The 19,003-nt window shown below is 35.3% G+C and carries 22 protein-coding genes; 21 read left to right on the top strand and 1 reads right to left on the bottom strand.

Translation table 11 applies throughout. From position 1 onward, the window contains the following. Nucleotides 1–51 precede the first annotated feature (51 nt). The 6 genes from noc to TEPIDINF_RS11795 all read left to right on the top strand — a co-directional run bounded on the left by noc (nt 52) and on the right by TEPIDINF_RS11795 (nt 5,144). On the top strand, nt 52–873 hold the full coding sequence (noc, locus tag TEPIDINF_RS11820) for a nucleoid occlusion protein (RefSeq protein ID WP_421692064.1): 822 nt from the start codon (nt 52–54) through the stop codon (nt 871–873). A 197-nt stretch (nt 874–1,070) separates the two neighbouring features. Continuing rightward, nucleotides 1,071–1,832: a ParA family protein gene (locus TEPIDINF_RS11815; RefSeq protein WP_068726938.1), complete on the top strand. Its 762-nt coding sequence runs from the start codon at nt 1,071–1,073 to the stop codon at nt 1,830–1,832. After that, nucleotides 1,825–2,673 carry a ParB/RepB/Spo0J family partition protein gene (locus TEPIDINF_RS11810; RefSeq protein ID WP_421692063.1) on the top strand — a complete coding sequence of 283 codons (849 nt, stop codon included), beginning with the start codon at nt 1,825–1,827 and terminating at the stop codon, nt 2,671–2,673. The genes TEPIDINF_RS11815 and TEPIDINF_RS11810 overlap by 8 nt, the downstream gene beginning before the upstream one ends. A 72-nt stretch (nt 2,674–2,745) precedes the next feature. Then, nucleotides 2,746–3,894 (top strand): aminotransferase class V-fold PLP-dependent enzyme, encoded by a 1,149-nt coding sequence (locus TEPIDINF_RS11805; protein WP_421692062.1) that lies wholly within the window; start codon nt 2,746–2,748, stop codon nt 3,892–3,894. An 11-nt stretch (nt 3,895–3,905) separates the two neighbouring features. Continuing rightward, entirely contained in the window at nt 3,906–4,619 is a 714-nt protein-coding gene (locus tag TEPIDINF_RS11800; protein ID WP_068726930.1) for a DUF554 domain-containing protein, read from the top strand. A gap of 42 nt (nt 4,620–4,661) precedes the next feature. Further along, the gene (locus tag TEPIDINF_RS11795; protein WP_421692061.1) at nt 4,662–5,144 is read left to right on the top strand and encodes a DUF4446 family protein; all 483 of its coding nucleotides are present in this window, start codon (nt 4,662–4,664) and stop codon (nt 5,142–5,144) included. A 201-nt stretch (nt 5,145–5,345) separates the two neighbouring features. Here the strand turns inward: TEPIDINF_RS11795 and yyaC are convergent, their stop codons facing one another. Continuing rightward, nucleotides 5,346–5,951, bottom strand: coding sequence for a spore protease YyaC (yyaC, locus tag TEPIDINF_RS11790; protein WP_235589122.1), 606 nt, complete (start codon nt 5,949–5,951; stop codon nt 5,346–5,348). Between the two features lie 89 nt (nt 5,952–6,040). On the opposite strand from yyaC, the gene TEPIDINF_RS11785 reads away from it, so the two are divergent. The 15 genes from TEPIDINF_RS11785 (at nt 6,041) to rplI (ending at nt 18,979) form a co-directional block, all read left to right on the top strand. After that, a complete protein-coding gene (locus tag TEPIDINF_RS11785) occupies nt 6,041–7,069 on the top strand; it encodes a YkvI family membrane protein (protein ID WP_421692060.1) in 1,029 nt (342 codons plus the stop codon). Nucleotides 7,070–7,077: 8 nt separating this feature from the next. Next, nucleotides 7,078–7,329, top strand: coding sequence for a lysophospholipid acyltransferase family protein (locus TEPIDINF_RS11780; protein ID WP_421692059.1), 252 nt, complete (start codon nt 7,078–7,080; stop codon nt 7,327–7,329). Between the two features lie 93 nt (nt 7,330–7,422). Next, a complete protein-coding gene (locus TEPIDINF_RS11775; protein WP_421692058.1) occupies nt 7,423–8,319 on the top strand; it encodes a mechanosensitive ion channel family protein in 897 nt (298 codons plus the stop codon). Between the two features lie 6 nt (nt 8,320–8,325). Continuing rightward, nucleotides 8,326–8,529: a DUF951 domain-containing protein gene (locus TEPIDINF_RS11770; RefSeq protein ID WP_069799051.1), complete on the top strand. Its 204-nt coding sequence runs from the start codon at nt 8,326–8,328 to the stop codon at nt 8,527–8,529. 34 nt (nt 8,530–8,563) lie between these two features. Further along, entirely contained in the window at nt 8,564–10,573 is a 2,010-nt protein-coding gene (locus TEPIDINF_RS11765; RefSeq protein ID WP_421692057.1) for a molybdopterin-containing oxidoreductase family protein, read from the top strand. Between the two features lie 263 nt (nt 10,574–10,836). Beyond that, nucleotides 10,837–11,157: a DUF485 domain-containing protein gene (locus tag TEPIDINF_RS11760; RefSeq protein WP_068726917.1), complete on the top strand. Its 321-nt coding sequence runs from the start codon at nt 10,837–10,839 to the stop codon at nt 11,155–11,157. Continuing rightward, nucleotides 11,157–12,728, top strand: coding sequence for a solute symporter family protein (locus TEPIDINF_RS11755; RefSeq protein WP_068726915.1), 1,572 nt, complete (start codon nt 11,157–11,159; stop codon nt 12,726–12,728). The genes TEPIDINF_RS11760 and TEPIDINF_RS11755 overlap by 1 nt, the downstream gene beginning before the upstream one ends. Nucleotides 12,729–12,904: 176 nt before the next feature. Then, on the top strand, nt 12,905–14,005 hold the full coding sequence (ychF, locus tag TEPIDINF_RS11750) for a redox-regulated ATPase YchF (RefSeq protein ID WP_069799057.1): 1,101 nt from the start codon (nt 12,905–12,907) through the stop codon (nt 14,003–14,005). Nucleotides 14,006–14,126: 121 nt separating this feature from the next. Then, nucleotides 14,127–14,414, top strand: a complete 288-nt coding sequence (gene rpsF, locus TEPIDINF_RS11745) for a 30S ribosomal protein S6 (protein WP_068726911.1) — start codon at nt 14,127–14,129, stop codon at nt 14,412–14,414. A gap of 18 nt (nt 14,415–14,432) precedes the next feature. Then, nucleotides 14,433–14,876 (top strand): single-stranded DNA-binding protein, encoded by a 444-nt coding sequence (gene ssb / locus TEPIDINF_RS11740; protein WP_068726909.1) that lies wholly within the window; start codon nt 14,433–14,435, stop codon nt 14,874–14,876. 30 nt (nt 14,877–14,906) lie between these two features. Then, entirely contained in the window at nt 14,907–15,137 is a 231-nt protein-coding gene (gene rpsR, locus TEPIDINF_RS11735; RefSeq protein ID WP_068726907.1) for a 30S ribosomal protein S18, read from the top strand. 178 nt (nt 15,138–15,315) lie between these two features. After that, entirely contained in the window at nt 15,316–15,624 is a 309-nt protein-coding gene (locus TEPIDINF_RS11730; protein WP_235589120.1) for a MazG-like family protein, read from the top strand. Between the two features lie 12 nt (nt 15,625–15,636). Then, entirely contained in the window at nt 15,637–16,566 is a 930-nt protein-coding gene (locus tag TEPIDINF_RS11725) for a YybS family protein (RefSeq protein ID WP_421692056.1), read from the top strand. Between the two features lie 14 nt (nt 16,567–16,580). Then, nucleotides 16,581–18,536, top strand: a complete 1,956-nt coding sequence (locus TEPIDINF_RS11720) for a DHH family phosphoesterase (protein WP_421692055.1) — start codon at nt 16,581–16,583, stop codon at nt 18,534–18,536. Further along, the gene (gene rplI, locus TEPIDINF_RS11715) at nt 18,533–18,979 is read left to right on the top strand and encodes a 50S ribosomal protein L9 (RefSeq protein WP_068726898.1); all 447 of its coding nucleotides are present in this window, start codon (nt 18,533–18,535) and stop codon (nt 18,977–18,979) included. Before TEPIDINF_RS11720 ends, rplI begins: the two co-directional genes overlap by 4 nt. Nucleotides 18,980–19,003: the final 24 nt, after the last annotated feature.

The raw sequence follows: 19,003 nt of genomic DNA, 5'->3' as shown, positions 1-19,003 counted from the left end.
AATAGAAAGAGAATACATATGATTGAATGTTAAAGTAGGTGGTGTGGTCAAATGAAAGACCATTTATCTCGTCTTTTTGGATTGCAAGATCGTGGAAATGATGAAGTAAAGCAAATTCCTGTGGATCAAATCGTTCCCAATCCTTATCAACCCAGGTCCTTGTTTGATGAAGATCGAATTGAGGAATTAAGCCAAACCATTAAAATTCATGGAGTCATCCAACCCATTGTTGTGCGTCCTCGTGATGGTATGTATGAAATCATTGCTGGTGAAAGAAGATGGCGAGCAGTGAAGAGACTAGAACTTCAAACAATTCCAGCAATTATTAAAGATTTTAATGATGCTCAATCTGCATCAATCGCTTTAATCGAAAACCTCCAACGTGAAGGGTTAACTGCAATTGAGGAAGCAGTAGCATATCAAAAATTGATGGAGTTACATGGACTAACACAAGAGAGTTTGGCTCAAAGATTAGGAAAAGGACAATCTACGATAGCAAATAAAATAAGATTATTAAATTTATCTCAGACTGTTCAAGATGCTCTAATGGGAAGAAAAATCACCGAAAGGCATGCTAGAGCTTTATTATCATTGCCTGATCAATCTATTCAGGAAAAATTGCTACAAGAGATCATAGAAAAAGAGTTAAATGTAAAACAAACCGAAACAAGGATTAAACAAATCATTGAAAAATTGACGGGTGAAAGCAAACCAAAAACTAAAAAAATTGCTTTTTCAAGAGATATGCGAATTGCTATGAATACAATTAGACAATCTGTAGATATGGTTTTAAAAACAGGAATGGATATTATTACAGATGAAAAAGATCATGATGAATATTATGAATTTATTATCAAAATTCCAAAAAAATAAAGTAATCAACTGACATTTATTAGGCGGCAAGTATTTTTGCCGCTTATTCATGTTAAAAAAGATCTTCAAAATCCCTATTCACAAACAAATAAATAAGATAAAATATTAAATGCACTTTATGATGTTTGTTCCAAGTAATATCACCAATAAGGCAGCAAGAATGACATGTGTTTTCGTTATAAGTGAGGTGAAGTAAAATGGGGAAAATTATTGCCATCGCAAATCAAAAAGGTGGAGTAGGAAAAACGACTACTTCGGTTAATTTAAGTGCAAGCTTGGCTAAATTAGGGAAGAAAGTTTTGTTAGTGGATATTGACCCCCAAGGTAATACTACGAGTGGAATAGGTATTAACAAAGCTGATGTAGAGTATTGTATTTACGATATCCTTATCAATGATATTTCTCCTAAAGATGCGATATATCCTACAGAAATTGAGGGTTTGGAACTTATACCTGCAACGATTCAATTAGCCGGGGCAGAGATAGAATTAGTTCCTACCATTTCTAGAGAGGTTAGGTTAAAGCGTGCTTTACATATTGTAAGGGATAAATATGATTACGTCATTATTGATTGTCCACCTTCATTAGGGATTTTAACTGTTAATTCCTTAACAGCTGCTGATTCTGTATTAATTCCGATCCAATGTGAGTACTATGCATTAGAAGGATTAAGCCAGCTATTAAATACAATTCGATTAGTTCAAAAGCATCTAAATACAGATTTAATGATCGAAGGGGTTCTTTTGACGATGTTTGATGCAAGAACAAACCTAAGCATCCAAGTGGTTGAAGAAGTTAAAAAATATTTCCAAGATAAGGTATATTCAACCATCATACCTAGGAATGTTCGGCTTAGTGAGGCGCCAAGTCATGGTCAATCTATTGTTACCTATGATCCAAAATCAAAAGGTGCTGAGGTCTATATCGATTTAGCAAAGGAAGTGGCTGAATATGAGTAAACGCCTTGGAAGAGGATTAGACGCTTTAATTCCGTCACTTAATATTGATGAAAAAGATCAAATTTCTGAATTGGAAGTAGCTAAAATCAGACCAAATCCCTATCAACCAAGAAAGAATTTTGACGATGGTCAATTATCTGAACTGATGGACTCTATTAAAGAGCATGGTGTGATTCAACCGATCGTTGTGAGAAAATCACTTAATGGGTACGAAATTGTTGCTGGTGAAAGAAGATGGCGTGCAACCAAAGCTTTAAATTTAGAGAAGATTCCAGTGGTAATTAAGGAATTTTCTGATCAGCAAGTAATGGAGATTGCTTTAATTGAAAACTTACAACGGGAAAATTTAAACCCAATCGAAATTGCCAATGCTTACGCAAAACTCATGCAACAGTTCAACTTAACTCAAGAAGAATTAGCGGCAAAAGTAGGAAAAAGCCGACCGAACGTAGCAAATTTTATGAGACTTCTTCAACTACCCGATGAAATACAATCTCAGGTTGGTAATGGTAACCTTTCTATGGGACATGCAAGGGCATTAATTTCCTTAGATCATCCAGAACAACAGAAATTTTTATGTAATAAGGTGATTACTGAAAACTGGAGTGTACGAACACTTGAAGAAAAAATAAAATCTTTAAAAGAAAATGTTTCACGTGAAACAACGAAAAAAAAGGAAACAATTAATCCTATCTATAAACAATTGGAGGACCAATTGCGTAATCGGTTTAAAACTGCAGTAAAAATTAAAACGGGGAAAAATAAAGGGAAGATAGAAATTGAATATTTTAATCAAAGCGATTTAAACCGAATACTGGAGATGCTAGGTATAGAAGAATAACCTCCATCAAGGCAACCAATGAAAGGTTGTCTTTATCTTTAACTGATCCATTTAAATAGGGATGTGAAAAAAATGATTTATTTTGATCATGCGGCGTCTTCATGGCCAAAACCAGAGCAAGTCATTTTTACCTTAACTCAATTTCTTCGTGAAAATGGTGCTAATCCTGGCAGAGGGAATCATAAGATGGCAGCTATTGCATCTGAAGCGATTTATGCAACTAGAGTAAAAATAGCTAAACTATTAAATGTACAAAACCCTAACCAAATTGTTTTCTTTATGAATACAACTCAAGCATTAAATCAAGCAATAAAAGGGTTTCTTAAAAAGGGTGATCATGTTATAACAAGTCATCTAGAGCATAATTCAGTAAGAAGACCGTTAGAATACCTAAGAAAAGAATTAGGTATTGAAATTACTTATGTAAAACCAAATGAACAAAGCAAACTTCAGTTAAAGGAAATAGAGAATGCCATTCAATCAAACACAAGATTATTCGTCTTCTCCCATGCTTCTAATGTTTTAGGAACGATTCAACCGATTAAGGAGATTGGAGCCATAGCAAAGAAAAATGGAATAGCCTTTTTAGTTGATGCAGCACAAACCGTGGGTAGGTATCAGATTGATGTGAAGGAAATGAATATAGATCTATTGGCTTTTCCCGGTCATAAGGCATTACTTGGTCCACAAGGAGTAGGGGGATTATATATCAATCCAAGTATAGAACTATCTCCTTTGATTCATGGTGGAACAGGAAATCAATCAGAAAAAATCGACCAACCCAAAGCCAGCCCTAACCGTTATGAATCAGGGACACTTAATACAGTCGGAATTGTTGGTTTAGGAGCAGGTATCGATTATATTGAACAACAAGGTATCGAAAAGTTAAAGAACAGAGAATGGCAGTTAACACAATATTTATTGAAGGGCTTAGAGCAAATTCCACAAGTGAAATGGTATGGGCCAGATCTACATATAGAAAGGGTTCCTGTTGTAAGCCTTCAGATAGAAGGGCTTGACTCTAATGAAGTTGCTACAGTTTTAGATAGTCATTATCAGATCGCTGTCAGAAGCGGTTTTCATTGTGCACCATTAGCCCATGAAATTTGTCATACAGAAAGTAGTGGCTTAGTGAGGGTAAGTTTAGGACACACAAATACGGAAAAAGAAATAGATACGCTTTTAAATGCATTAAAAGAAATCATTTCTTTGATGATGTGAGGTAGGAAAAAATGGTCTTACAAGGTACATTAGTGAACACGATTGCCATTATCTTTGGTGGAATGATCGGTGCGTTTTTACCAAATATTCCTTTAAAGATGAGAGATACAGTTATGCAAGGTTTAGGATTAGCTGTTATCATTCAGGGAATCTTAATGGGATTAAAAACGGAGAATTTTTTACTTGTTATTCTTAGTTTAGTGCTTGGTGGCGTATTAGGGGAAATTTTAAAGATTGATGATAAACTAGATCAACTTGGTCACTGGTTAGAACGGAAACTAGGTGGGTCGAAAAAGGGAAATATTTCGAATGCTTTTGTAACAGCTACACTGGTTTATACAATAGGGGCAATGGCCATACTTGGGTCTTTAAATAGTGGTCTAAATCTTGACCATCGCTTATTATATTTAAAAGCAATGTTAGATGGCTTTTCTGCAATTATCTTTGCTTCCACCTTAGGATTTGGGGTTGTATTTTCAGCAGTTCCTGTCTTGATATACCAAGGAATGATCGCATTATTAGCAAAATATATCCACTTACTTTTTAGTCAAGAATTACTAGATACAATGATTGTGGAAATTACTGCAACTGGAGGAATATTAATTATTGCGATTGCGATTAATATTTTAGAATTGAAGAAAATTAATGTAGCTAATATGTTGCCAGCAATCATTATTGCACCAATCGGAGTCATTTTGGTTCAATGGATTTCTAAGTTATTTTAACCGCATGGAAAGTTTATATTTATGTGAAAGGAAGAATGAATAGTGGATATCGTTTCACAATATATCGATGAAATCATCTTATTGCTCGGATTATTAGCTATAATTTTATTGATATGGAATATAACGATTAGTTTTAAATTAAAAAACTTAAAAAAACGCTTCTTACGTTTTAGTAGGGGCGGCAGTGTAAATAATTTAGAACAAATGATTGAGAACTTTTCAACTGACATGGATGAGATAAAAGAAATTATTGCCCAAAATAGAAAACAACTTCATCTTATTTTGGAAAAACTAACAAATATAAAGGGACAAGTTGGAATCATTCGCTATAATGCATTTGGTGAACAAGGAAATGACTTAAGTTTTTCAATCGCTATTTTAGATGAAAAGAAGAACGGTATCGTCATAACAAGTATTTATAATAGAGGTGAGTCAAACACCTATGCTAAACCTTTAGAGGCTGGAGAATCAAGGTACCAACTCTCGAAAGAGGAAATTCTGGCAATAGAGAGAGCAACTAAATAATGATGGATAGGAAACGGTTGATATTTATTGTTAATCCATTATACTCCGGCCATGCAATGCAAATTGCAAAGGAGATGAAAGAAAATCTCAATGTGAAAATGATTGTTGCATAAAGCATTAAAGGAATATTAGAAAAGGAAAGCATTGCACGTGATGTGAATGGCAAAAGAGCCTAAATCGTTTTGATTTAAGGCTCTTTTCTTACATATGATCAACAAATCCAATTGATGGGCTTCGATATGTGGCTGAATTTTGGTTCCAGCAAGTCGTGTTGGTAATCGCATGGGTAATAAGATCTGCCATTTTCATGACTATACTAAGCCTAGTATTTTGTAAAACAAAATATTCCATAAATCCGCCTACATTAACAATTCCAGTAATGTGGAAATGTCCGATCTCAGGTAAATTTTTTTGCACTCCTGCGCCTGGTTTTAATGGACCATTTACTACTTGAATCGTACCCACACTTGTTAATTGTCCTAGACTAGCATCGATCGCGATGATACCAGAATCAGGATAATGGTTTTGGATGATGTCTATCGTATCTTGTAGGTTTAAAGCATGAACTGGTTCATCTAATGTCCCGAAAACCCTTTTAGTAGAGTCATACAACCTCAATTGTGATCCCACCAAAGGCCCAAGAGAATCACCTGTAGAACGGTCAGTACCAATGCATACCACGACCCAATGTTGGTAATCATATTGGTCAATCATATATTGTATACGGTTAGTAAGGAAATGAAGTGCTTGTGGGTCAGAATAGTCAATCACATATTTAGAACATTGATTGTTTTTAAATAGATTCATAGAAGCCTCCAGAAAAATAGTATTACTAGTATATGTAGAAAGGGTTAGAAATATACATAGGACAGGAAGCTATTTGAGGGGTGAATCACTTGCAGAAAAAGATGTGGAATGGTTTAAAAATAGGTTTAACAATTATGGGTACGACCATAGGCGCAGGATTTGCTTCAGGGCGTGAGATTTGGGAGTTCTTTACTTCTTATGGAAGGCAGAGTATCTTTGGACTAATGATTGCCTTAACCTTATTTTCGTTAAGTAGCATCTTTATTCTTTGGATGAGTTGGCGCCATCAAACAGAGAATTATTATGATATTCTGGTATTATTACTAGGAAATACACTTAGCAGGTTATTTGATACCCTTATTTTTTTGTATTTAGTTTCGGGATCAATCATTATGTTGGCTGGAAGCGGTGCAACATTTGTACAATGGAACTTACCTTTTATTTTAGGAGTAGGTATCGTAAGTATTGCAATATGGCTAGTGCTGACTAAGGGAGTTCGTGGCCTGATCAACTTAAACAGTATTCTAATGCCAATTAAAACAGTGATTATTCTAGCGATCGGTTTATTATATATATCTAGAAATCCTTCACTTTCAGGACCATTTACTCGTCACTATTTAGAAGTTTGGCCATCTGCTATCACGTATGTTGCTTTTAATATGATCTCTCTATTAGGAGTCCTATCTACAATGGGAAAGAGGATAGAAACAAAAGGAGAAATCATTTTTGGGGGAATAACCAGTATCATTGGTTTGGGCTTAGTAGGGATGATGATCAATCTATCATTATTAAGAGTACCTCATGTTGATCAATATGAGATTCCACTATTTTCCTTAATCCCAACCAACCAACCTATTTTACTGCTTATTGTAAGTGTGATTTTATGGTTAGCCATCTATACAACAGCTTTGTCAAATATCCATGCATTAGTTTATCGCATCCAAAATAAGATAAACCTTTCAACAGGAAAGATCAGTTTAGGCATAATTCTTTTCATTATTCCTTTTACTTTTATTGGTTTTGCTAATTTAGTGAAAGTTTTATATCCCTTATATGGTGTATTAAATTTGTATGTCTTATCTATATTGATTCTCTATCCTTTTCAAAAAACAAGGTAAATAATATAATGAAAAGAAACATAATTAATCTACCAAATGTGGTGATCAAAATGGCGATGAAAGAGCAAAAAAATTGGTTTTATTTCTTTGCAAAGGCTATTTTAAAACCAGTCTTAAAAATATATAATAGGGTAACTGTTCATGGCACAGATCAAATTCCAACCAGTGGTTCACTTATTTTCGTTGCTAATCACGTAAGTATTTTAGATCCAGTTTATATTGGCCTGGATTTTAAGAAAATTAGGTGCATTTCCTGTTAAAAGGGATCAGAAAGGGTATTATCAAATGTAAAAGAAGAGATCAATCATATGGCAAAACAATCAAAATAATATTTTAAAGAAGGAGAGATCTATTTGAGATTCGGATTTTCGCTAAGTCAATTAGATGGAATCGATATAAAATCATTTTGGGACACGATCAGAATGAAGCTATTAGATATCGATTTGTGGGTTGATATTTTCTGGACTTTTGTTCAGATTCTTTTTATTTGGATTCTAGCAAAGCTTTTAATCAAGTTAACAGGCAAGATTATAGAAAAGTTTATTATTAGAAAACCTAGATCAAGTTTTAAAGTAGATGAAAGAAGAACAAAAACACTAGGTATTCTTATACAAAACATTGTAAAATATACCATTAATTTCTTAGCTATTCTTATGATTCTGGGAAAGGTCGGGTTTAATTTAGGACCAATTCTAGCAGGAGCTGGAATATTAGGACTAGCTATCGGTTTTGGTGCACAAAGTTTGGTAAAAGACGTGATTACAGGTTTTTTTATTATATTTGAAGATCAGTTCGCTGTTGGAGATTATATTACAACTGGGAATTTTTCAGGAACTGTTGAAGAAATAGGGTTACGCATAACAAAGATTCGCAACTGGACGGGAGAACTTCATATTATTCCCAATGGAACCATTTCTGAAGTGACAAATTATTCAACACATAATTCAGTCGCTGTCGTTGATGTTGGTATAGCATACGAAGAAGAAATTGATCATGTGATTTCTGTATTGGAAAAATTATTAGCAAATACGTATAAAGAAATGAACGAAATGGTCAAACCACCGGAAATTCTTGGAGTTCAAGAATTAGGGGCATCAGAAGTTGTCATTCGTGTCATTGCTGAAACTAAACCTATGAATCATTATGCGGTTGCTCGTAAATTAAGGGCAAAAATTAAAAATGGATTTGACCAAGCAGGGATTGAAATTCCTTATCCAAGATTAGTCACTTTTCAAAAAACAAAGGGGTGAACTAAAATGGAAAAGAAACAATTTGATTTAAACGATATCGTAGAAATGAAGAAACCACATCCTTGTGGAACCAATGCATGGAAAGTGATCCGAATGGGGATGGATATACGCATTAAATGTACAGGCTGTAATCATAGTGTGCTCATCCCACGCAGAGAGTTTGAGAGAAAATTAAAAAAGGTGGTTCAAAAGGGAGAAAAAGAGGAGTAAGTAAAGACGAGTAAGTGAAGAGGAGAAACGGAAGATGGGAAAACAGTGGAGAACAGCTTGTCCGTTAAATTGTTTTGATGTTTGTGGATTTATTGTAACAATTGATAATAACCAAGTGGTTCGTATCGAAGGCGACCCTGATCATCCAATTACGAAGGGGAACATTTGTGGCCGGGGGAAGATGATTAAAGATCGAATATATGATAAAAGTAGAATTTTATATCCATATAAAAAGGTTGATGATAAATTTATTCGTATTTCTTGGGAGCAAGCATTAAATGAAATCAGTGAGAAAATGCTCCAAATAAAAAAGGAATATGGTCCAACAGCCATTCTTCACAGCTATGATTATTCCTCTAGCGGTTTATTAAAGGAATTAGACAAACGTTTCTTTAATTATTTTGGTGGCATGACAGAAACCGTTGGTAGTCTTTGTTGGGGGGCTGGAATCCAGGCTCAAACTTATGATTTTGGGAATTCATTAAGTCATGCTATTGAGGATGTGTTCAATGCCAAAACAATCGTGGTTTGGGGTAGGAATGTTACATCGACAAATATGCATCTTTATTCCTTTATTCAAGAGGCAAAAAGTAATGGTACTTCATTGATCGTCATAGATCCACTTAAAAATGGGATTGCTAAGAAAGCAGATCTGCATGTTCCTATTCGTCCTGGAATGGATGGGATGTTAGCATTCACCTTGAGTAAAATTATCATCGACAATGGCTGGCATGACAAAGAATTTATCCAACAACATACAATAGGTTTTGAACACTTTGTAAAAGAAATTCAAACCATCGATATTGAATACATTTCCAAGGAAATAAATGTCGATATAGAGATGATCCAAAAATTAGCTTATGTATATACTCAACAAAAGCCAGTGATGACGTTTCTTGGTTTAGGCATGCAAAGATATGCAAATGGGGGAAATACCATTCGAGCGATTGATGCATTAGTTGCTTTATCCGGTAATATTGGTATATCTGGTGGAGGGGTTAACTATGCAAATTTAGCTGTGGGTAGAAGCTTTAACTGGGCAGAATTACTTGAAGAAGAGAAAAGGGAAGCGTATCGTACCTTCACAAGACCTACACAGGCAGAAGAAATTTTAGCTGCCAATGATCCACCTATTAAGATGATGTTTATTACAAGAAGCAATGTAGTTACTCAATTACCACAAACAGCTCGTACAATGGAAGCTCTGAATAAAGTAGAAATCAAAGTTGTAATTGATATGTTTATGACTGATACTGCGAAAATGGCAGATTATATTCTTCCTTCCACATTTGTTTTTGAAGAGGAGGACATTTATTATGGATCGATGTTCCATCGAGTGATGAGATATGGTCCAAAATTGATTGATCCACCTGGTGAAGCTTGGGCCGACCTAAAGATTTGGACAGAATTGGCCAAAAAATTAAGGCTTGAAGGCTTTGAAAAAACGATTGAAGAATATTTTGAAATTGCACTTCAATCATTAAATGACTATGGAATCGATTTAAAAACATTAAAAGAAAAACAACAAATTGAATTACCTATTCCAGCGATTCCATGGGAGAGTAAAGTATTTGCTACACCTTCAGGAAAGTTTGAGTTTTATTCAGAACAAGCAGAACAAGAAGGATTACCTGCAACGGCAAAAATAATCTATCCAAATGATAGTGTGCAATTACAACCAAAGTTAAAAGAAAAATACCCTTATCATTTGCTAACTATTCATCCTAATCGATCATTACATTCGCAACATCAATTTTTGTTGTATAAGAAAGGAAACAAACCTTTCGTTATGGTTTCAAAAGAAATTGCAGCAAATCGTCATCTAAAAAATGGTGATCCCGTATCAGTCTATAATGACCGTGGAAAAATTGAAGGATTAGTAAAGATTCAAGAGGGTTATCATAGGGACACAATCATGATCGAAGAAGGATATTGGTATGAATTAGGTGGACATGTAAATCAATTAACCTCGAATGGAAAATCCGATATGGGCAATGGTAGCATCTTATATGATTGTGCAGTGATGATAGAGAAAATAGGGTAAGAAAATTTTTATAACACGTAAATGAAGTAATCCGTCATACATCGGTTTAAGATAGGATTACTTTTTTTATATCAAATTGTATTATCATATTATTTAGAACTTTCAGAATCTTTTGTTGACTTTTTGCATAAGATAACGATATATTTAATTCAAAGTAATTATTTTACAAGGAGGTGGTTCTAGGTAAGAGTGCGGTAGTTTGGCCTTATTTATAGACATATAGAACAAAAAGAGATGGAGATTAAAGAGGGAGGTAAGGGTGAATGAAAAATCAGGATCAAATCGATTACACTGCCATTTCAAAATCAGAGACGTTCAAAGAACTGATGAATAAAAAGAAAAAATTTATTGTTCCATTATCTATTTTCTTCTTTATTTTTTATTTTACATTACCGATTATGACCGCCTATTCTAAAGTGCTCAACACCCCTGCGCTAGGAGCCATTACATGGGCTTGGGTTTTTGCTTTTGCCCAATTTGTGATGACTTGGACTTTAGTCACGATTTACGCAAGAAAAGCGACACAATTTGATGATAATGTGAATCGAATCTTAGATAAAGTCTTGAAAAGGGGTGGAATGTAGTGAATACGACAGCATTTGTTCTCTTTTTAGTGATTGTCGGGATTACGCTCGTGATAACCTATTATGCTTCTAAGAGAACCAAAACAACGAGTGAATTCTACACAGCTGGTGGGGGACTAACGGGTTGGCAAAATGGTCTTGCGATTGCAGGTGACTATATGTCTGCGGCTTCCTTTCTAGGAATCGCCGGAGCCATTGCCTTAGGAGGATTTGATGGATTTTTCTATAGTATCGGTTATTTGGTTGCTTATCTGGTTGTTCTTTATATTGTAGCAGAGCCACTACGTAACTTAGGAAAATACACCATGGCAGATATGATTGCAGCACGTTTTAATGATCGTAAAGTACGTGGTTTTGCGGCCTTAAATACCATCTCTATCTCAATTTTCTATATGATTGCTCAATTGGTTGGTGCTGGTGGGTTAATTCATCTGCTTTTAGGACTTAATTATTCTACTTCTGTTCTTATCGTTGGAATACTAATGACCATTTATGTTGTATTTGGCGGAATGCATGCCACTAGCTGGGTACAAATTACAAAGGCTGTGCTTTTAATGGCAGGTACCTTTATTATCTCTTTGATCGTATATGCTAAATTTAACTTTAGCTTCACTAATATGTTTGAACACATGAAAACAGCTACTCCATTAGGGGAAATCTTTTTAAATCCGGGTAATAAGTTTAAGGATCCTATCGATGTTATTTCTTTAAATATGGCATTAGTGTTAGGAACAGCAGGACTTCCTCATATTTTAATTCGCTTTTTTACCGTAAAAGATGCACCTACTGCTCGTAAATCCGTCGTTTATGCGACTTGGTTAATCGGTATCTTCTATGTCATGACGATGTTCCTTGGTTTTGGTGCTGCAGCATTTGTAGGCCATGACAATATCGTTGCTGCTGATAAAGGAGGCAATATGGCTGCTCCATTATTAGCGGAAGTACTTGGAGGAAGCTTCTTATTTGCCTTTGTTTCCGCTGTAGCCTTTGCAACGATCTTAGCGGTTGTCTCTGGCTTAGTTCTATCAGCGGCTTCAGCTTTTGCTCATGATTTTTATGGTCATATCATTCGCCGTGGCCAAGCAACAGAGAAGGAACAGATGTTGGCTGCTCGCTATGCATCGATCGGTGTGGCAGTACTTTCAATTCTTTTAGCATTTTTTGCTCAATCCCTAAACGTATCGTTCTTGGTTGCTTTGGCATTTGCTGTAGCTGCAAGCTCAAACGTACCGGTTATTATCTTTACGATTTATTGGAGAAGATTTAATACAACTGGGGCAGTTACAGGGATGATCGTTGGTTTATTAAGTGCATTACTCTTAATCGCTATCGGACCAAATATATGGAATCCAGAGGCTGGGAAAGCCATTTTGGTAGGGCACCCAATTTTTCCATTAGCTAACCCTGGTATTGTTTCCATTCCTTTAGGCTTTATTGGCGCTTTCTTAGGTACCATCTTATCTTCTAAGAAGGAAGATCCAGCGAAGTATGATGAGATCTTGGTTAAAGCGAATACAGGAATTCATTTAGGAAATGTAGTAGAAAAAGTGGTGGACAAAAAAGTAGGTTAAATCCACAGACTTATATATGGAATCGCTTTCAAAACCATCTTCACTATGATGAAGGTGGTTTTTGATTTGCTTTTTTATAAGAGTGGACTTAAGGCATACTTTTTTTTATACTTAAGAAGTATATATGAAGCATCCTTACAGTACGATGTTCGAATAATCAAGGGGTGAAGGAATAAATGCCATTAACGACTGGAATCGTCGGTTTACCTAACGTAGGGAAATCGACGTTATTTAATGCAATTACTCAAGCAGGTGCAGAATCTGCTAATTATCCATTTTGCACCATCGATCCGAACGTTGGTGTGGTAGAAGTGCCTGATGAAAGATTACAAGTATTAGCTGATATGGTAAATCCTAATCGAATCGTGCCTACTGCCTTTGAATTTGTAGATATTGCTGGATTAGTAAAAGGGGCTTCACGCGGTGAAGGTTTAGGAAACAAATTTTTGTCCCATATCCGTGAGGTTGATGCGATCGCCCATGTGGTTCGTTGTTTTGAAGATGAGAACATTACCCATGTAGCAGGACAAGTAGATCCAATTAGCGATATTGAAACCATCAATTTAGAATTGATATTGGCCGATTTAGAAACCGTGGAAAAGCGGTTGGAACGGACAAAGAAGAATCTAAAAAGTGGTGAAAAGAAATTTCAATTGGAATATGAAGTGGTTGAAAGGATTCAAAAGGCTTTAGAAAGTGAAAAACCAGCAAGAAGTGTAGAGTTGGATGAAGATGAGAGAAGTTTGATTAAAGACCTTCATCTTCTTACAATGAAACCAGTCTTATATGTAGCAAATGTAAGTGAAGATGATGTGAGTAACTTTGACCAAAATCCTTATGTGCAAAAGGTAAAGGAATATGCAAATCATGAAGGAGCAGAAGTGATTGTAATCAGTGCAAAAGTAGAATCAGAAATCGCTGAGCTTGAAGGAGAAGATAAGCAGTTATTTTTACAAGAATTAGGACTGAATCAATCAGGATTAGATCGTTTGATTCAAGCTGCTTACAAGTTGCTTGGTTTAATCACCTATTTTACTGCAGGGGTTCAAGAGGTCAGAGCTTGGACGATTAAAAAGGGAACAAAAGCCCCCCAAGCTGCAGGAGTGATTCATAGTGATTTTGAACGGGGTTTCATCAGAGCTGAAGTCGTGGGTTATGAGGATTTAGTTGCTTCAGGTTCAATGAATCAAGCAAAGGAAAAAGGCCTCCTACGTTTAGAGGGGAAAGATTATGTAGTAAAAGATGGAGATGTCATGCACTTTAGATTTAATGTATAATCCTAAATTACATTTGCTATAGGCAGATAAATATGATAAAATTTAAAAATGCGAGTTCTATGACCTCGCTCCTTGCCCTATAGAGAAATAGGGCCGTTAAGTCCAGAAGGAGGTGAATCTGATGCGTAAATACGAAGTGATGTATGTATTACGCCCAGACCTTGAGCAAGAAGCTACTAAAGAATTAGTGGAAAAGTTCCAAAGCTTAATTACTAATAATGGTGGCGAAATTGAAAAGCAAGAGGAAATGGGTAAGCGTCGCTTAGCATACGAAATTAAAGGATATCATGAAGGTTACTATGTTTTAGTAAACTTCCAATCCGAACCAAGTGTAGTTGCTGAGTTAGATCGCGTATTAAAAATCACTGATGGTGTTATCCGTTTTCTGATCGTTAAGGACGTTAAATAGGTTTAAGGGGGAATTATAATGTTAAACCGTGTCATCTTAATTGGACGACTAACACGAGACCCTGAATTAAGATATACTCCAAGTGGAGTAGCAGTCTCAACTTTTACCCTTGCGGTGGATCGTAATTATACCAACCAGCAAGGACAAAGAGAGGCCGATTTTATCAATATTGTTACATGGAGAGGGCTTGCAGAGAACGTAGCGAACTATTTAAAGAAGGGCCGCCTAACTGCTGTTGAAGGTCGTATCCAAACCCGCCATTATGATAATAATGAGGGTAAACGAGTATACGTAACCGAGGTAGTAGCGGATAATGTTCGTTTTCTAGAATCGTCTAACAATCCAAAAAATGATCCGTTTACTTCAGGATTTAATCAAAATGACCGGTATGATAAAGGACAAGACCCCTTTGCTGATGACGGAAGTCCTATCGATATATCAGATGACGATCTACCATTTTAAATTTACCTTTCAGTTAAAGGAGGGAATAAGATGGCTCGCAAACAACGTGGCGGAAAACGTCGTAAAGTATGTTACTTTACTGTGAATAAAATCACTTACATTGACTATAAAGATGTAGATTTGCTAAAGAAGTTTATCAGTGAACGCGGTAAAATTTTACCTCGTCGTGTAACTGGTACTTCTGCTAAATATCAACGCCAATTAACAGCTGCAATTAAACGTGCACGTCAAATTGCTTTACTTCCATTTACTACTGAATAATGTTACTATTTTTTATAGGCAGTTTTGCTTGATAGCAAACTGTCTTTTTCAATATCTATGGGTAATTTGTCTTTCATTGTAATGGAATCAACCTTTTGGAAGGAAAAAGAAATCTTTTTGTTGAAGTATATAAGATTGAGAATTAAACTGAGGTTGTGGATGAAAGGAGTAGATTTTCTTGGACAAGTCCAGCAACATGCACATCGCTAAGAATTTGAAAGTGATGGAATGGCTAAAGGCTGAAATTATTGAACGAGTTGGTGGATTGTTTAAAGGTTTATTTCATGGCAATGAATCCTATATTATAGATAGTATGGCTGGATTATTAATTGCTGTTTATGTACTTGCAAGAAGAATTGGTATTCCCTTCCACCAAATTGATTCAGCAGTGATGGAAAAGTTACATAATCATCAAAAAGAGGGACACGAAATAGAGGAATGGTATGGAGACCTCTCTATTTTGGAACAATATATGAAAAAACGCTAAGAGGTGTTGTTTTTGCGGAATTTAAAAGGAATGGTAGAAGGTTCAATTATCACAGGGATATCTCTAATCTTTCTTCTACTGTCTATGTATACGCCAATCGGAATTATGCAATTCTTTATGCCAATTCCTTTCATCATCTATGGATACCGCCATGGCTTGAAACAAGGAATATGGGTCATCCTAATCAATATCGCTTTATCTTTTTTTATTGGTCAATTTTTTGGTTTAGTTTTTGTGTTTTTTGCTGGAACCATAGGTATCGTAATGGGTGTATTATATAAAGGAGACCATGCTTTACCAGCTATTATTGGTGGGGTAATCACTACATTAGTTAATTTTATTATTGGTTTAACCATTTCAAGTCAATTATTTGGAATCGATCTTGTAGAACAATTTAAAACGCTCATGCGATCATCTTTAGAAACAGTCAAGAATATGGGTAGTGTTCTTGGAAGTCAGGAACAAATCAATCAAACTTTTGAAATGTATCATCGATTCATAGATATGATCGATTTAATACTACCTGTTTTGTTGATTAACTCAGCGATAATTATTGTACTTTTTAATCATTTTTTTGCAGTTAAAATCATGAAAAGATTGGGTACGCCAATACCACAACTTCCTCCGTTTAGAGAATGGAGATTTCCTAGAAGTATTGTTTATTATTATATACTTACCATGATTGCATTAAGCATAAAATCAGTTTATGAAATCAATACATTAAAAATAATCGTTAGTAATTTGTATCCAATATTGCAAATGCTTCTTTTGGCTCAAGGGCTATCTTTTCTCTTCTTTTTAGCTCATATGAAAGGCTTTAAGAAGGGCATTCCTATTATCGTTTCTATTGTGGCAATATTAAATCCTTTTTTATCACAAATTTTGATCATATTAGGGATGGTAGACCTAGGTTTCCATTTAAGAAATAAGCTTAAAGTTTAGGGGCTGATTTTCAAATGCCTAATTTCTTATTAAATCGTTGGCATGGATTCCATGTCATTTTCACTTTTATTTTTAGTCTTATATTACTTGGATTTTTAGCTTATTATCATTGGTTATTTGCTGCCATTGGTAGTCTGGTTTTATTTGGATTAGTTTATTTTACCTATTTGGCTGAGCTTCACTTTAAAAAAGAATTGAATCAATATATCGCTACGCTCTCCCATCGTATCCAAAAGGTTGGGGTTGAAGTCTTGCAACAGATGCCTATTGGAGTTTTACTATTTAATGAAGAAGGCAAAATAGAATGGCACAATTCATATCTCCTAGAGATCACTGGTGAAAAAGATCTGATTGGGAAAAAAGTCTCTGAAGTATTTTCGACAATTAATTTAGAAGAATTAAATGTAAAGAAAGATATTCATTATCAAGACAAGATTTATGAAGTTGAGTTTCGTAAGAATGAAAGACTTATCTTTGTAATGGATGTGACAGAATATAAGAATCTCCAATCTCAATATAAGGACGAACAACCGGTCTTTGGAATAATCCACCTAGACAATTTTGATGAGGTATCACAAGGAATGGATGATTTAAATCGTAGTCTATTGCTTACCAATATCACAAGTACAATCAATGATTGGGCTTCTAAATTGGGGATTTATATTAGAAGATATACTTCAGATAAGTTTTTTATTGTAACCACACAAAAGGTATTGGAACAAATGGAGAAATCTCGTTTTGATATTTTAGATATTGTACGTGAAATGACAGAGGATAACAAAATTCCATTTACATTAAGTATTGGAATTGGCGCAGGGGCAAGTTCGTTAATTGAGATCGGACAAATGGCTCAATCCAGTTTAGATATTGCATTAGGCCGTGGTGGAGATCAAGCGGCGGTCAAAGTAGGGGAACGTTTATCTTTTTATGGTGGAAAATCTAATGCTGTTGAGAAACGAACAAGGGTTAGAGCGAGAGTAATCGCTCATGCTCTTAAGGATTTGATTCAAGAAAGTGACATAGTCTTAATTATGGGGCACAAAACTCCTGACATGGATGCAATCGGTGCTTCAATAGGCATTTTAAAAGCTGTGCGGGTGAATGATCGGAAAGGTTATGTAGTCTTAGACCAGCCTAATCCTTCGATTGAAAAATTATTAGATGAAGTTTCTCATCATAAAGAGTTACCTCAATATTTCTTAACACCAGAAAAAGCATTAAGCATGGTATCGTCAAGAACCTTACTTATTATGATTGATACCCATAAACCCTCTATGACGATCGAGCCTAGATTGGTTGAAAAGATTGATCGGGTTGTGGTGATCGACCATCATCGCCGTGGAGAAGAATTTGTTGAAGATCCAGTCCTTATTTATATTGAACCCTATGCCTCTTCCACTAGTGAACTTGTAACAGAATTGCTTCAGTATCAAAAAGATAAGTTTTCTATGGATCCATTAGAGGCAACTGCATTACTTGCAGGGGTAGTGGTTGATACAAAAGGGTTTGGCTTCAGAACAGGTTTTAGAACTTTTGATGCAGCTTCATTTTTAAGGCGAAATGGAGCAGACCCCATATTAGTTCAAAAACTTTTAAAAGAAGATATCGAGCAATATATTCAAAAGGCAGAATTAGTAAAAAGGGCTAGGATTGTTTTTGATAATATCGCAATCGCTGTAGCTGAAGGGAAAAACGATCAATTGATGATTGCTCAAGCTGCAGATACGTTATTAAACATGAGTGGTATTTTTGCGTCTTTTGTTATTAGTGTTCGCACCGATGGCCTTACCTCAATTAGTGCACGTTCATTAGGACAAGTAAATGTACAATTAATAATGGAAAGAATGGGAGGCGGTGGCCATCTAACAAATGCTGCTGCTCAGTTAGAAGGAGTTACCGTTGAAGAAGCAGAAACAAGATTGATAGAGGTATTACAAACATATCAACAAGAAGGAGGATTAACCATATGAAAGTGATCTTGCTAAAGGATGTAAAAGGACAAGGGAAAAAAGGTGATATTAAGGAAGTATCTGATGGATACGCTAGAAATTTTTTGATAGCTAAAGGATTAGCCAAAGAAGCGACAACAGGTAATGTAAAAGAGTTAGAAGCTCATAAACAAAGTGAACTAAAAAGAAAAGCGGATGAATTAACAAATGCAAAGAAATTGGCAGAGGAACTAGAGAAAATAACGATTACTATTCCCTCTAAAGCAGGTGAGGGCGGTAAATTGTTTGGTGCAATTACAACAAAACAGATCGCAGACCAATTAAAAAAGCAAAATATAAACATTGATAAAAGGAAAATTTTATTAGATGAACCGATTCGTCATTTAGGTTATACTCAAGTATTGATAAAACTTCATCCAGAAGTAACTGCAACGATTAAAGTACAAGTTGTCGAAGAAAAATAGAGACTAAGATAGAGGGGAACTCTC

The organism is Tepidibacillus infernus (assembly GCF_048898065.1).
In the GTDB taxonomy this organism is placed as follows: domain Bacteria; phylum Bacillota; class Bacilli; order Tepidibacillales; family Tepidibacillaceae; genus Tepidibacillus_B; species Tepidibacillus_B infernus.
Note: the sequence above shows the minus strand (reverse complement) of the source record. Positions and strands in the feature narration are given on the sequence as shown.